Origin of the sequence: Cryobacterium sp. TMT1-2-1, from assembly GCF_004403955.1 — a bacterium.
Taxonomy (GTDB): Bacteria; Actinomycetota; Actinomycetes; order Actinomycetales; family Microbacteriaceae; genus Cryobacterium; species Cryobacterium psychrotolerans.
The window spans coordinates 1-14,226 of record NZ_SOHC01000075.1 but is presented as its reverse complement, the minus strand read 5'-3'; the positions used below and the strand labels follow the sequence as shown (position 1 = coordinate 14,226).

General features: G+C 69.3%; 12 protein-coding genes. 3 read left to right on the top strand and 9 right to left on the bottom strand.

The features are described from left to right. Positions 1-178 precede the first annotated feature (178 nt). The 8 genes from narI to E3T33_RS13630 all read right to left on the bottom strand — a co-directional run bounded on the left by narI (position 179) and on the right by E3T33_RS13630 (position 10,329). Entirely contained in the window at positions 179-958 is a 780-nt protein-coding gene (narI, locus tag E3T33_RS13665; RefSeq protein ID WP_092324318.1) for a respiratory nitrate reductase subunit gamma, read from the bottom strand. Beyond that, the gene (gene narJ, locus E3T33_RS13660; protein WP_241982957.1) at positions 955-1,638 is read right to left on the bottom strand and encodes a nitrate reductase molybdenum cofactor assembly chaperone; all 684 of its coding nucleotides are present in this window, start codon (positions 1,636-1,638) and stop codon (positions 955-957) included. The genes narI and narJ overlap by 4 nt, the downstream gene beginning before the upstream one ends. Further along, the gene (gene narH / locus E3T33_RS13655) at positions 1,635-3,308 is read right to left on the bottom strand and encodes a nitrate reductase subunit beta (RefSeq protein WP_092324320.1); all 1,674 of its coding nucleotides are present in this window, start codon (positions 3,306-3,308) and stop codon (positions 1,635-1,637) included. The genes narJ and narH overlap by 4 nt, the downstream gene beginning before the upstream one ends. Next, the gene (locus E3T33_RS13650; RefSeq protein WP_241982956.1) at positions 3,308-7,078 is read right to left on the bottom strand and encodes a nitrate reductase subunit alpha; all 3,771 of its coding nucleotides are present in this window, start codon (positions 7,076-7,078) and stop codon (positions 3,308-3,310) included. Before E3T33_RS13650 ends, narH begins: the two co-directional genes overlap by 1 nt. Positions 7,079-7,343: 265 nt before the next feature. Then, entirely contained in the window at positions 7,344-7,979 is a 636-nt protein-coding gene (locus tag E3T33_RS13645) for a helix-turn-helix domain-containing protein (protein ID WP_166784499.1), read from the bottom strand. 55 nt (positions 7,980-8,034) lie between these two features. Beyond that, positions 8,035-8,274: a ferrous iron transport protein A gene (locus E3T33_RS13640; RefSeq protein ID WP_092324323.1), complete on the bottom strand. Its 240-nt coding sequence runs from the start codon at positions 8,272-8,274 to the stop codon at positions 8,035-8,037. Continuing rightward, on the bottom strand, positions 8,274-8,972 hold the full coding sequence (locus E3T33_RS13635) for a TrkA family potassium uptake protein (RefSeq protein ID WP_241982955.1): 699 nt from the start codon (positions 8,970-8,972) through the stop codon (positions 8,274-8,276). The genes E3T33_RS13640 and E3T33_RS13635 overlap by 1 nt, the downstream gene beginning before the upstream one ends. Further along, positions 8,965-10,329 (bottom strand): potassium transporter TrkG, encoded by a 1,365-nt coding sequence (locus tag E3T33_RS13630; RefSeq protein WP_241982954.1) that lies wholly within the window; start codon positions 10,327-10,329, stop codon positions 8,965-8,967. The genes E3T33_RS13635 and E3T33_RS13630 overlap by 8 nt, the downstream gene beginning before the upstream one ends. 255 nt (positions 10,330-10,584) lie before the next feature. Between E3T33_RS13630 and E3T33_RS13625 the strand changes: the two genes are divergently transcribed. From E3T33_RS13625 to E3T33_RS13615, 3 genes are all read left to right on the top strand, one after another. After that, the gene (locus tag E3T33_RS13625) at positions 10,585-11,136 is read left to right on the top strand and encodes a hypothetical protein (protein WP_134575532.1); all 552 of its coding nucleotides are present in this window, start codon (positions 10,585-10,587) and stop codon (positions 11,134-11,136) included. A 168-nt stretch (positions 11,137-11,304) separates the two neighbouring features. Further along, positions 11,305-11,868, top strand: a complete 564-nt coding sequence (locus E3T33_RS13620) for a hypothetical protein (RefSeq protein ID WP_092324327.1) — start codon at positions 11,305-11,307, stop codon at positions 11,866-11,868. A 182-nt stretch (positions 11,869-12,050) separates the two neighbouring features. After that, positions 12,051-12,527, top strand: a complete 477-nt coding sequence (locus E3T33_RS13615) for a hypothetical protein (RefSeq protein WP_092324329.1) — start codon at positions 12,051-12,053, stop codon at positions 12,525-12,527. Positions 12,528-12,536: 9 nt separating this feature from the next. Here E3T33_RS13615 and E3T33_RS13610 read toward each other — a convergent pair. Continuing rightward, positions 12,537-14,226, bottom strand: a 1,690-nt coding sequence (locus E3T33_RS13610) for a helicase HerA-like domain-containing protein (RefSeq protein ID WP_134575530.1), incomplete at its 5' end; no start/stop codon positions are given.

The following is a 14,226-nucleotide window of genomic DNA, read 5'->3' as shown; positions in this document are numbered from 1 at the left end:
AGACGGAGGCGGGGACGGAGACGGAGACGGAGGCGGGGGCGGCTAGCGGGGGGTGCGCTGGCGGGGGCGGAGGCGGAGACGGAGACGGAGACGGAGACGGGGGCGGGGACGGAGACGGAGGCGGGGACGGAGACGGAGACGGAGGCGGGGACGGAGACGGAGACGGAGGCGGGGGCGGCTAGCGGGGGGTGCGCTGGCGGGTGCGGGTGGGGGCGGCGGGGCGCTCGCTCTTTTCCCAGCCGCGGCGAGGGCCCCGGGAGCCCGAGCCGACAGTGTGCGCGTCGCGGGATCGGTAGACGATATACGGGCGCACGATGTAGCCGAGCGGCGCCGAGAACACGTGCACCAGCCGGGTGAACGGCCAGAGCAGGAACAGGGCGGTCGCCGAGAGCACGTGCAGCTGGAAGAAGAACGGCACGTTGGCCATCAGCGACGGGTCCGGCTGCAGGATGAGCAGCCCCCGGATCCACGGCGAGATCGTGCCGCGGTAGTCGTAGCCCGCGCCGAAGATCTGGTACATCACGGTCGCCAGCGTGCCGAAGCCGATCACCAGCGCGAGCAACAGGTACATCGTCTTGTCCATCACCGTCGTCGCCAGCATCACCCGGGGGGTCAGCCGGCGGCGGATCAGCAGCAGCACGATGCCGGCGATCGTGAGAACCGCAGCCACCGTGCCCAGCCAGGTGGCCCCGAGGTGGTACCAGTGCTCGGTGACCCCGAAGAACTCCAGCCACGCCTTCGGCACGAGCAGGCCCACGACGTGCCCGCCGAAGACCATCAGGATGCCGTAGTGGAACATCGGCGAGCCCCAGCGCAGCAGCCGATTCTCGTAGGTCTGGCTCGACCGCGAGGTCCAGCCGAACTGGTCGAAGCGGTAGCGCAGGATGTGCCCGACCACGAAGACCGCCATCGCCACGTACGGGAACGCGACCCAGAGCAGGATGTCCCAGGTGTTCATCGCCGTGCTCCCTCGCTTGATGCGGTCGCCCCGAACGGCGCCAGGTTGCCGAGGAAGGTCAGGCCGACCGTCTCGGTGGGCGGCCCCTCGTTGACCAGGGCCAGGTAGCGCTTCCGCGTCTCCTCGTCGATCTTCGGCAGCGACAGCGACACGGCCTCCAGCACATGCGCGTACGGGCTGGAGATCGTTTCCAGCGCGGTGCGCAGCACCTCGATGCCGTCGCGGTGGGCGGACAGCAGCTCCCGCGCGATCGGCGAGTCCGAGAGCGCCGAGAACTCGAGCACCATCGGCAGGTAGTCGGGCAGCTCGTCGGCAGCGGGCTCCCAGCCGGCCGCGCGGTACGCCTCGACGAAGCGCACGAGCGCCATGCCGCGCCTTCTCGTGTCGCCGGCGGCGTAGTAGCTCAGGTACGGGCAGCACTTGCGCTTGGTGTCGAAGGTCTGGATGAAGTGCACCTCCAGCTCCTGCCGGCCCATCGCATCCGCGGCCGCCAGGAACGTTTCGAACGCGGTGCGCAGCGGATGCGGCAGCCGCGTCACCGACTCGGCCACAACCGGAAAGCGCGCCCGGCGCTCCTCGCTCGGATAGTCGAGCAGGATCGACGCCGCCATGTGCGCGACGGCGGCATCCGTCTTCGACAGCGGGAGCGCCGCGACCTTCCGCACCGGGAGGAGCTTCACGCCGGGGCCCCCGAATCCTTCGGCGGGAACATGCCCGGCGGCACGGTGCCGCCGGTCCAGTTGAGCAGGTTCAGCCGCCCGGGCGTGGTCGGTTTGGTCTTCTCTCCGGTCTCTCCGCGCATCTCGTTGTAGTTGTCCACGGTCGAGTTCAGCGGCATCCCCGGGGTCTTCGCGTACGGGCCCCGCGCATGCGACGCATCCGCGCCCGGCCCGCCCATCCCCGGCCCGCCGTCGGTGTCGAGCGAGCAGGCCAGCTCCTCGAGCTCCCGCGCCGTCTCCAGGTGCGCCGCCGGGATCACGTACCGGTCCTCGTACTTGGCGATCGCCAGCAGCCGGTACATCGCCTGCATCTCGGTGCCGGTCATGCCCACGGATGCCGCGATCGCCTCGTCCGGCTCCCCGCCGAGGTTGATGTCGCGCATGTACGAGCGCATCGCGGCGAGCTTCCGCAGCGACGCCTCGACCGGAACCACGTCGCCGGCGGTGAACAGCCCGGCCAGGTACTCCACCGGGATGCGCAGCTTGTCGATCGCCGCGAACAGGGTGCGCGCGTCCTCGCCGTCGCTGCCGGTGCTCTTGATCACGTCGACCACCGGCGACAGCGGCGGGATGTACCAGACCATCGGCATCGTGCGGTACTCCGGATGCAGCGGCAGCGCGATCTTGTATTCGGAGATCATGGTGTAGATCGGGCTGTTCTGCGCGGCGAGGATCCAGTCGTCGGCGATCCCGTTTGCCGTGGCCGCGGCGATGACCGCCGGGTCGTGCGGGTCGAGGAACACGCCGCGCTGCGCATCGAGCAGGTCGTGGTCGTTCTCGATCGACGCCGCCGCGAGCACCGCGTCGGCGTCGTAGAGCATCAGGCCGAGGTAACGCAGCCGGCCCACGCAGGTCTCCGAGCAGATCGTCGGCTTGCCCTGCTCGATCAGCGGGTAGCAGAGCGTGCACTTCTCGGCCTTGCCGGTCTTGTGGTTGAAGTAGACCTTCTTGTACGGGCAGGCGGACACGCACATGCGCCAGCCGCGGCATCCGTCTTCGTCGACGAGCACGATGCCGTCTTCCTCGCGCTTGTACATCGCGCCGGAGGGGCAGGCGGCGACGCAGGAGGGGTTCAGGCAGTGCTCGCAGATGCGCGGCAGGTAAAACATGAAGGTCTCTTCGAACTCCATCTTCACGTGCTCGCTCATGGTCGCCAGGATCGGGTCTTCGGCGGCGGTCTCCTGCGAGCCGCCGAGGTTGTCGTCCCAGTTGCCCGACCATTTAATGTCCATGTTCTTGCCGGTGAGCAGCGACTTCGGCCGGGCGACGGGGCTCTGCGTGCTCAGCGGGGCCTTCGTGAGCATGTCGTAGTCGTAGGTCCACGGCTCGTAGTAGTCGTCGATGCCGGGCAGGTCGGGGTTGTTGAAGATGTTCATCAGTTTCTTCAGCCGGCCGCCGCCGCGCAGGCTCAGCCGTCCGCGCTTGTTCCTGGCCCAGCCGCCCTTCCACTTCTCCTGGTCCTCGTACCGGCGCGGATAGCCCACGCCCGGCCGGGTCTCCACGTTGTTGAACCACACGTATTCGACGCCGGTGCGGTTGGTCCACACCTGCTTGCAGGTGACCGAACAGGTGTGACAGCCGATGCACTTGTCGAGATTCATGATCATCGACATCTGGGCCATGACGCGCATTAGTAGACCACTTCCTGGCTGCGACGACGGATCACGGTGACCTCGTCTCGTTGGTTCCCGGTCGGACCGAGGTAGTTGAAGGCGAACGACAGCTGGGCGTAGCCGCCGATCAGGTGGCTGGGCTTCAGCAGGATGCGGGTGAGCGAGTTGTTCGTGCCGCCCCGCTGTCCGCTCGTCTCGGCGATCGGCACGTTGATCGTGCGATCCTTCGCGTGGTACATGTACACCGTGCCCTCCGGCATCCGGTGCGAGACGATCGCCCGGGCCACGACGACGCCGTTGCGGTTGTACGACTCGATCCACTCGTTGTCGCGCACGCCGATCTTGTCGGCGTCGAGCGGCGACATCCAGATGGTCGGTCCGCCGCGGGAGAGCGAGAGCATCATCAGGTTGTCCTGGTACTCGGAGTGGATCGACCACTTCGAGTGCGGGGTGAGGTAGCGCACGGCCACCTCCGCGCGGCCGGCCGACCCGGTCGCGCCGGTGGGAGCCGTGGACCCGACGATCGAGTCGTTGAACAGGCGGTGCATGTCCAGCGGCGGCCGGAAGATCGGCAGCTGTTCGCCGAGTTCGATCATCCAGTCGTGGTCGAGGTAGAAGTGTTGCCGCCCGGTGAGGGTGTGCCAGGGCTTGAGGTGCTCCACGTTGATCGTGAAGGCGCTGTAGCGGCGCCCGCCGTGCTCACTGCCCGACCACTCCGGGGAGGTGAGCACCGGCACCGGCGCGCCCTGAACATCCGGGTAGGAGAAGCGCCGGCCCTCGTTGTCGCTGGCGAGGTGCGCGAGCTTCATGCCGGTGCGTTTCTCCAGCTGCCGGAAGCCCTGCGTGCCGAGCCGGCCGTTGGTCGTGCCGGAGAGGGCGAGCACCATCTCGCAGGCGTGGATGGCGGTGGTCAGTTTCGGCCGGCCGACGGCCGTGCCCGACTCGACCAGGCCGTTCTTCGTGCCGAGGTAGGCGACCTCGACGTCGGGGGTGAACTTCACGCCCTTGGTGACCATGCCGAGTTTCTCGGTCAGCGGGCCGAGCGCGCCGAGCATCTCGGCGAAGGCCGGGTAGTCGCGTTCGACCACGACGAGCTTCGGCATCGTCACGCCGGGCACGAGCGGCTGGTCGTGCCGCACGATCCCGTGCGGGGTGGCCATCGCGTCGGGGGTGTCGTGCAGCAGCGGGGTGGCCACGAGGTCCTTCCGCACGCCGAGGTGGCCCACCGACATCTCCGAGATCTTCTTCGCCAGGATGTGGAAGATGTCGAAGTCGGTCTTCGCCTGCCACGGCGGGGAGATCGCCGGGTTGAAGGAGTGGATGAACGGATGCATGTCCGTCGTCGAGAGGTCGTTCTTCTCGTACCAGGTGGCCGGCGGCAGCACCACGTCGCTGAACAGCGTGGTCGAGGTCATCCGGAAGTCGCTCGTGACCATCAGGTCGAGCTTTCCCTCCGGGGCGCTCTCGTGCCATTTCATGGTGTTCGGCCGTTTCTCCGGCGGCGATTCGGCCCCGCGGATCGCGCTCGTCGTGCCAAGCAGGTGCTTGAGGAAGTACTCGTTGCCCTTGCCGGAGGAGCCGATCACGTTCGCCCGCCAGATCACGAGCACCCGCGGGAAGTTCTCCGGGGCATCCGGGTCTTCGCAGGCGTAGGCCAGGCTGCCGTCGGTGAGCGAGTCGACCACGTACTGCGCCGGCTCGACCCCGGCCGCCGCGGCGTCGTCGACGAGGTCGAGCGAGTTGCGGTTGAAGGTGGGGTAGCTGGGCATCCAGCCCCGCTTGGCCGAATCGACCAGGCAGTCGGCGGTCGTGCGGCCGGCGAAGGCGCCGGTGCCGAGCGGGCTGGCCAGCGTGTCGGCGGCGAGGCCGTCGTAGCGCCACTGGTCGGTGGCGAGGTAGAAATAGCCCGTCCCGATCATCTGCCGGGGCGGGCGCACCCAGTCGAGCCCGAAGGCGTACTGCGCCCAGCCGGTCAGCGGGCGCACCTTCTCCTGGCCGACGTAGTGCGCCCAGCCGCCGCCGTTGACGCCCTGGCAGCCGGTCATGGTGGTCAGCGCGAGGAAGGCGCGGTAGATGGTGTCGGAGTGGAACCAGTGGTTGGTGCCGGCGCCCATCAGGATCATCGAGCGCCCGCCCGAATCCTCGGCGTTCTGCGCGAACTCGCGGCCGATCCGCTCGGCGGCCTGCATCGGCACCGAGGTGATCTCCTCCTGCCAGGCCGGGGTGCCCGGGCAGCTCGCGTCGTCGTAGCCGGTCGGCCAGACGCCGGGAAGACCCGGGCGGCCGACCGCGTACTGGGCCAGGAGCAGGTCGAAGACGGTCGTCACCAGCTGGCCGGCCACCTCGCGCACCGGCACGCCGCGACGGATGACGCCCGCGCCGCCGGCGTGCTGCTCGCCCTCGGTCTCCGGGGCGAGGTCGAACCGGGGCAGGTCGATCAGGGCGGCGGCCCGGTCATAGTCCGGGGCATCCATGATCGAGAGCAGCGGGTCGACGCCCTCCAGATCGAGGTTCCACTTGCCGACGTCGGCCTCGGAGAAGCGGTGGCCGATCGACCCATTGGGCACGACCGCGGTGCCGTCCTGGTCGAGCAGCACGGGCTTGAACGCGGCGGCGGCCAGCCCGGCCGGCGACCCGGGCAGGGCGTCGGCGGTGAGGAACTTGCCCGGAACGTACGCGTCGCCGCGCTTGACCAGCGAGATCAGGTAGGCCGAGTCGCTGAACTTCTTCAGGTAGTCGACGAAGCGGGGCGTGCGACGGTCGACCAGAAACTCGGTGAGCACGACGTGGCCCATGGCCAGCGCGAGGGCGCCGTCCGTTCCCGGGTGCACGGCCAGCCACTCATCGGCGAACTTGGTGTTGTCGGCGTAGTCGGGCGAGACGGCGATGACCTTCTGGCCGCGGTAGCGGGCCTCGACCATGAAGTGCGCGTCGGGCGTGCGGGTGACCGGCACGTTCGAGCCCCACATGATCAGGTAGGAGGAGTTCCACCAGTCGGCCGACTCCGGCACGTCGGTCTGGTCGCCGAAGACCTGCGGCGAGGCGACCGGCAGGTCGGCGTACCAGTCGTAGAACGAGAGCATCGTGCCGCCGAGCATGGAGATAAACCGGTTGCCCACCCCCTGCGAGACGATCGACATCGCCGGGATCGGCGAGAACCCGGCGATCCGGTCGGGCCCGTAGGTCTTGATCGTGTGCACGTGGGCGGCGGCGACGATCTCCGCCGCCTCGTCCCAGTTCGCACGCACCAGACCGCCCTTGCCGCGGGCGCTCTTGTAGGCGCGGGCGGTCTCCGGGTTGCCGGTGACCTCGGCCCAGGCGAGCACCGGGTCGCCCGTCTTCGCCTTCGCGGCGCGGTAGGCCTCCAGCAGCACGCCGCGCACATAGGGGTACTTCACCCGGGTCGGCGAGTAGGTGTACCAGCTGAACGCGGCACCGCGGGGGCATCCGCGCGGCTCGTACTCCGGGGAGTCGGGGCCGACCGTGGGGTAGTCGGTCTGCTGGGTCTCCCAGGTGATGATGCCGTCCTTGACGTACACCTTCCAGGAGCAGGAGCCGGTGCAGTTGACGCCGTGGGTGGAGCGCACCTCTTTGTCGTGGGTCCAGCGGTCGCGGTAGAACGAGTCGGCGTCGCGGCCGCCCTTGTGGAAGACCGAGCGCAGGTCGCTCGAGGTCTCACCGCGGCGCAGGAAGCGCCCGAGCTTCAGGATCGCGTCGGTGGCGGGGCCGTCTGTGCCGGCTCGGTTCGCCCCGGTTCGGGTGGAAATTGATCCGCTTCGATCTGTCACGTCGCACTCCCTGGAACTGAGGTGAACTTCCGACTGCTGTGCTTCCGAACTGCCGTGCTTCCGAACTGCCGGGCGAGCGAAATCCGGTGGCGTCGCAACGGCCGCGGCGACGACCCTGTCGTTCGACAGTGTCCTCGCTCGCGCGGAGGGAGACAAGCACAAAACACCGTGAATAATATTTCAGCGCCCGTTCGGGTCGCTCAGCCCTGGCTGAGTTGCGGAGAAAGTACCTTCATTTCGCGCGGGAAGGTACTTTCTCCGCAAGTCAGTGCTGCGGACCGGTGTCGGAGCAGTGCAGGTCGAGCGTGCAGGTGTTGGGGCTACTGAACGGATGCAGCTCCTCCGCCGAGAGGGGGCCGTCCGCTTGCTCGAGGATGCCGCGCAGCAGCCCGAAGTGCACCCGGCAGACCTCGGGATGCTCCGTGACCAGGTCGGCGAACGGGCAGCCGTGCAGGTGGACGTGCAGCCCGTCCTCGGACACGCTGCCGTCGAACCCGACGTCATCCAGGTGGTCGTCGAGCGCATCCAGTTGTCGGCTCAGCGACGGCGACGGCCGGCACGGCGCCGGCTCGGCCGACAGCATGCGCCGCACCTGCTCTCCGTGGCGCAGCGCCGCGGCGACCTTCGCTTCCCGGATCGATCCGGCCCGGTGGTCCGCGCCACGGGGCGCGGCGTAGACGATCCGCGGGCGCCCCTTGCCGTCGCGCGGTTCGGTCTCGGAGGTGACGAAGCCGGCGTCGATCAGGCGGTGCAGGTGCTCCCGCGCGGTGTTGGGGTGCAGGCCGGTGGCCTCGGCCAGCTGCTCGACGGTCATCGCCCCCTGCCGCTGCAGCAGATCGAGCAGGGTGATCCTGCGCAGCGACGCGAGCGTGCGGTAGCTCGGGGCGCGGGCGGGGCACATCTGCCCATTATGCGCCAGCGGGCGTTCGGGAGGTAAGGCGGCGGGCCGGAGCGGACTATTCGGTTCCCGCGCGCGGTGCCCGCCGCGGGGGCGGCGGCGGAACATTCTTCGCCAGGGCGATGTCGGCCAGCAGGATCGTGACGAGGCCGCGCCGGGTCTCGACCACGCAGCTCGCGTCGTCGACGGAGCGCAGGTAGCCGACCGCATCCGTGAACCCGCCCTCGATGCGGCGGCGCACGACGATGCGCGTGCCGGGGAGCGTGCCCGAGACGAACCGCACGGCGTCGGCGGACATCAGCGCAGCAGGCTGAACGCTTCGACCCGCCTGGACTCGCCGGCGACGAGGATGGTGTCGCCCGCCTCGAGCACCGTGTCGACGGTCGTGTAGCTCCAGCCCGAGCCCGGCCGGTTGTAGGCCGTGACGGTGACGAAGTGCGTCGCCCGCACCCGGGCCTGGCCCAGCGGCACGCCGACGAGGTCCGGCGGCGTCGCCATCTTCACGAGGGCGAAGTTCTCGCCGATCTCGATGTAATCCTGCATCACCCCTCGAACGAGGTGCGCGACCCGCTTGCCCATCTCCTTCTCCGGCCGCACGACGTGGGCGACGCCCAGCTGCTCGAGGATCTTGCCGTGCGGCTCGCTCACCGCCTTGGCCCAGATGTTGGGGATCCCCATCTTGAGCAGCAGGGAGGCCGTGAGGATGTTGGCCTGGATGTCGCCGCCGATGGCCACGACGACGCTGCTGAAGTCGGGCACCGACAGCTGGCGGAGGGTTTCCTCCTTGGTCGAGTCGGCGCGCACGACGTGGGTGAGCAGGCCGTTGTGCGCCTGCACGATGTCCTCGTCCGCGTCGATGCCGAGCACCTCGGTTCCGCTCTCCATGAGTTCGATGGCGAGCGAGCTGCCGAACCGGCCGAGGCCGATCACGACCACGGCGTCTTCCTCGGCCATGCGGGCGGGCTGGCTGTGACCAAAAAGCGAAAACTTAGCCAATGATGGGCCTCTCCTTCGGGAGTTCGTACGTGCTGCGGCGCTGCCGGAGGGCGAGCGCCGATGCCAGGGCGACCGGCCCGAGCCGGCCAATGAACATGAGCAGCATCAGGATGACCTGGCCGGCCGCGGGCAGCCCCGCCGTGATCCCGGTCGACAGGCCGACGGTGCCGAAGGCCGAGATCGACTCGAAGAGCAGCCGGTCCAGTGAAATGTCGGTGAGGAGCATCAGGGCGGCGGTGGAGATGACGACCACGCCGACGGCGAGCAGAACGATCGCGATGGCCTGGCGGTGCACGGCCCGGGAGAGCCGCTTGCCGAACACGTTCACCGAAACCTCGCCGCGAACCTCCGCGAGCAGGATGAAGAACAGCACCGCGAAAGTGGTGACCTTGATGCCGCCCGCGGTTCCGGCCGGACCACCGCCGATCAGCATGAGCACGTCCAGGCCGAGCAGGCTGGCCGAGTCCATCGCGCCCGTGTCGACGCTGTTGAAACCCGCCGTCCTCGCCTGCACCGACTGGAAGAACCCGACGAGGATCTTGTCCTGCCAGACCAGCGGGCCCAGCGTTGCGGGGTTGGACCACTCCACCGCGGTGAGGTAGACCGTGCCGGCCACCAGCAGGGTGATCGTCGCCGCGAGCACGATCCGGGTGTTCATGTTCCAGAGCAGCGGCGAGCGGAGGTGCTTGCGCAGCTGCACGATGACCGGGAAACCGATGCCGCCGAGGATGACCGCGAACGCGATCGGGAGGCAGACGAACGGATCCGTCGCAAACGAGATGAGGTTGTCGCTGAACAGCGCGAATCCGGCGTTATTGAACGACGAGACGGAGTGGAACACGCCGAGCCAGATCGCCCGCCCGACCGGTTCGCCGTAACCGGTGAGGAACCGCAGGCTGAGGATCAGCGCCACCGCGAACTCGATGGCGAGGGACATCACGACGACGCCCCGCACGAGGCCCTTGACATCCTCGAGTCCGACGCTCTTGATCTCTGAGGCGGCGTTGATCCTCGACCGGAGCGACATCTTGCGCGCGATCGTGAGGCCGACCACCGAGGCGAAGGTCATGATCCCGAACCCGCCGACCTGGATCAAAAGCAGGATGACGACCTGCCCGAACGGGGTCCAGTAGGTCGCGGTGTCGACGACGGTGAGCCCGGTCACGCACACGGCGGAGGTCGCGGTGAAGATGGCCTCAAGGAACGTCGCGCCGCCGGCGCCCGCCTTCGCGATCGGCAGCATGAGCAGGGCCGTGCCGATCAGGATGGTGCCGGCGAATCCGCCGGCGACCACCTGTGCCGGGTGAGGCCGCCGGCGCGTCTTCACTCCGCCCGGGGGGCTCGACCGTAGGTGCACTGGCCTACTCTACGCCGGGAATCCGTCCGCGCAGGCCGCCTTTCTCGCCTCGGATTCCGCCGGGTTCCGTCGCCGCCCGATCGCAGGCCACGACCGCGATCCGAGCCTCCGTGGCGGCCCGGCCACCGGCATCCCCACCAGCATTGCCCCCGAAAAGGGCAGATCCGACCAAACCGGATTGCGGCGGGCTCCGGACCACTTATGCGGCCCGGGTGAAACCGAGGCCGGGACAGAACTAACGAATAGGAGTTCAACATGAAGAACATCACCAGGAAGATCAGCGTTTTCGGAGCAACCGGTGCCGCGGCAACCGCCCTCATCGTCGGCGGCATGATCGCCCCGGCCCAGGCTTCGACCCTCGACGACGCGCAGGGGTCCAACGCGACCAGCGCGACCTCATCGATCGACGGCGCCCTGTACCGCGCCCTCTCCGGGAACGCGAACGGCAACGGTGCCTCGACCGGCCCGCTGCTCGGCGGCTCCGTGCTCAGCGGCCCCGTGCTCAACGGCCCCGTCGTGGACCGCTCGCTGACCAGCGACATCAATGATGTGGCTTCGGGCAACGCCATCGCCAGCGGCAACGATGTGCCGGTGGCCTCGGGGAATGACACCTCGGTGAGCGCACCCGTGACCGCTCCCGTCACGGCCCCCGTTGATGCTCCGGTCGACGCTGCGGTCGATGCTCCGGTCGGCTCCGCGAACGACACCGACCTCGGTGGAGTGTCGGGCGACATCGGAGCCGGTGTCACCGACGTCGTCGACGGCGCCCTGGGCGACCTCGACCTCGGTGCCGTGCTCGGCGACTAACAGATCCGCGCCGGCCGATCCGGTGGCGACAGGGCGGTTTCCTCCGGGGAGCCGCCCTGTCGCGTGCCCGCGTGCCNCCCGCGCCCCCCCCCCCCCCCCGTTCTGTGGCTACGCGCCGCGGCCCCCGTGCGCCAGACTGGGTGCGGGGCGGAAGAACAGGGCGAAACAATGACGGTTCAGCTGGGAGAACGCACCCGTGCCGCCGCCGTGCGCCCGCACCCCTACCCGTTCCAGCAGTGGACCATCGCGATCCTCCTGCTGATGGCCCCGATCTTCGCCGTGTTGTACTGGCTCACCGTGCCGACGGGGTCCTGGCTGCCGGTCGCCGTGGCGCAGGCCGCCCTGACCCTGTTCTTTGGGCTCGCCGTGATCTCGTACTACCTGACCGCCATCTGGGCTGATGACGCCGGGCTGACCACCCGGGACGTCTTCGGCCGCCGACGCACCTACCCGGTCGACGGCATCGGCGGCGTGGTCCGGCTCGACCTGTACCGGAGTGGCTCCCTCGACGTTCGCCCCCAGCTATTCCTCGTCGACCCTGACGGTCGCCTGCTGACCCGGATGCACGGAACCTGCTGGGAAATCGAGGCCATGGATGCGGTCGCGAACGCGCTCGGCGTGCCGGTGATGCAGGGACCGGAGCCCCTGACCCTGCGCGACCTCAGCCAGAGCCGGCCCGAGCTGCTGCACTGGTTCGAACGGCGATTCGCCGCGCTTTCGGTAGATTACTGACCGAACTGGGGGTGCCCGGTGCGGGAAACCCCCCCGAACGGTGTCTACGCGCCGGCCTGTCGATGGGTCATACTTCCATAAGCCGGATGGGGGGAGCCAGGGTGAGATTCACTGGGGTGAGAGGGGTGCGCCAGCACGCTCTCCGACCCCGCGGGCGTCTCCTCCGGCATTCGGCGATCGCCATGCTGGCCCTCTTCTCCCCTATCTTCGCCGTGCTCTACTGGCTGACCATCCCCGAAGGCACCTGGCTGCCCGTTGTGGTGGCCCAGGCCGGCGTGACCGCGGTGTTCGGCCTCGGCGTGCTTGCGTACCATCGCACCGGCATTTGGGTGGACCACTCGGGCATCACCGAACGCGGGTTCTTCGGGCGCGTCGACAGCTTCCCGGCTGCCAGCGTCGGCAGCATCCTGATGCTCGACCTGTACCTGGGCGACGCGCTGGACACGAACGCGCACCTCTTCGTCGTGGGCGTCGACGGACGGCGCCTCGTTCGGATGCGCGGGCAGTACTATTCCCACGCCGCGATGGACACCGTGCTCGAACAGCTCGGCGCGCCGGTCGTGCGCGTGACGGAGCCGATGACCCTCCGCGAGCTGAACCGGGCACGCCCGGAGCTGCTCTACTGGTTCGAGCGCCGCCTGGTCGACCGCACCGCCTGACCCGGACGTCTAGCGGCGCCGCCGGGTGCCGAAGATGCCGGTCACAATCCCGGTGAGGATCGTCCTGGTCGCCCGGGAGCCGAGCACCTCCTCGAGCACGGTCTTCTGCGGCTTCGACGTGGCTCGGGTACGGGTGCGCGACTGCGTCCGGGTCTGGCGCATCAGGCGGTCGTATTCGGCCTGTGCCTTCTTTTCCGCCCTGGCCTGCTCGGTCGCCGCGGCCTGCTCGGCCTTCTCCTGCTCGGCCGCAGCCCTGGCCCGGTCGAGCTGCTCCTGCGCGTCGACCGCGGCCTGGTTTGCGGCGGCCAGTTTCTTGGCCAGCATCTCCCGGGCCGAATCGCGGTCGATCGCGGTGCCGTACCGGGCGAGCAGTGGCGAGGCCAGGACCGACCGGTCGATCTGCTCCGGCGCCGTCGGCGACATCAGGCCCTGCGGGGCCCGTAGCCGGGTCCACGCCACCGGGCTCGGCGCGCCCTTCTCGTTCATCACGGTCACGATCGCCTCGCCGGTGCCGAGTCCGGTGAGCACCTCGTCGAGGTCGTAGCCGGAGTTCGGGAACGTCGACACGGTCGCCCGCAACGCCTTCGCGTCATCCGGGGTGAACGCCCGCAGCTGATGCTGCACGCGCGAGCCGAGCTGGGCGAGCACGTCGCCCGGCACGTCCTTGGGGGTCTGGGTGACGAAGAAGATGCCCACGCCCTTCGACCGGATCAGGCGCACCGTCTGCGTGATCGAGGCGAGGAAATCCTTCGACGCGTCGTTGAACAGCAGGTGCGCCTCGTCGAAGAAGAACACCAGCCTGGGCTTCTCGAGGTCGCCGACCTCGGGCAGGTCGTTGAAGAGGTCGGCGAGCAGCCACATCAGGAAGGTCGAGAACAGGGCGGGCCGGTCGGCCACGCCGGGCACCTCGAGCAGACTGACGATCCCCCGGCCGTCGGCGGCGGTGCGCAGGAACTCCATCGTGTCGATCTCGGGCTCGCCGAAGAACACGTCGGCGCCCTGGTTGGCGAAGGTGATCAGTTCCCGCAGGATCACCCCGACCGTGGCCGCGGACAGGCCGCCGAGCTCGGTGAGCTCGCCCTTGCCCGCGTCGCTGACCAGGTAGCTGAGCACGGCCCGCAGGTCGGTCAGGTCGAGCAGGGGCAGGCCGGCCTGGTCGGCGTAGTGGAAGACGAGGCCGAGGCTCGACTCCTGCACGTCGTTCAGGCCGAGGACCTTGCTCAGCAGCAGCGGCCCGAAGCCGGTCACGGTCGCGCGGATCGGGATGCCCCGGCCGATGCCGCCGAGGGAGAAGTACTCCGTGGGCGAGGCCGCGGGGACCCAGTCCTGGCCGATGGCGGCGGTGCGGGCGAGGAGCTTCGCGCTCGGGGTGCCGGCGCTGGCGATGCCGGACAGGTCGCCCTTGATGTCGGCCGCGAAGACCGGCACGCCGTGGGCGGAGAGCTGCTCGGCCAGCACCTGGAGGGTCCTCGTCTTGCCTGTTCCGGTGGCGCCGGCGACGAGGCCGTGCCGGTTGGTCATCGCCAGAGGGATCCGGATCGGCACATCGGGGCGGGCATCACCGTTGACCAGGGCGCCCAGCTCGAGCGCTGGGGCGTCGAACGCGTACCCGGCCCGGATCCGGTCGACCTCGGCGTCGTCGAGCGGTGCGGGCGCGCCGGGGAGCGGCGCGGGCGCGCCGGCCGGGCGTTGCGCCGCG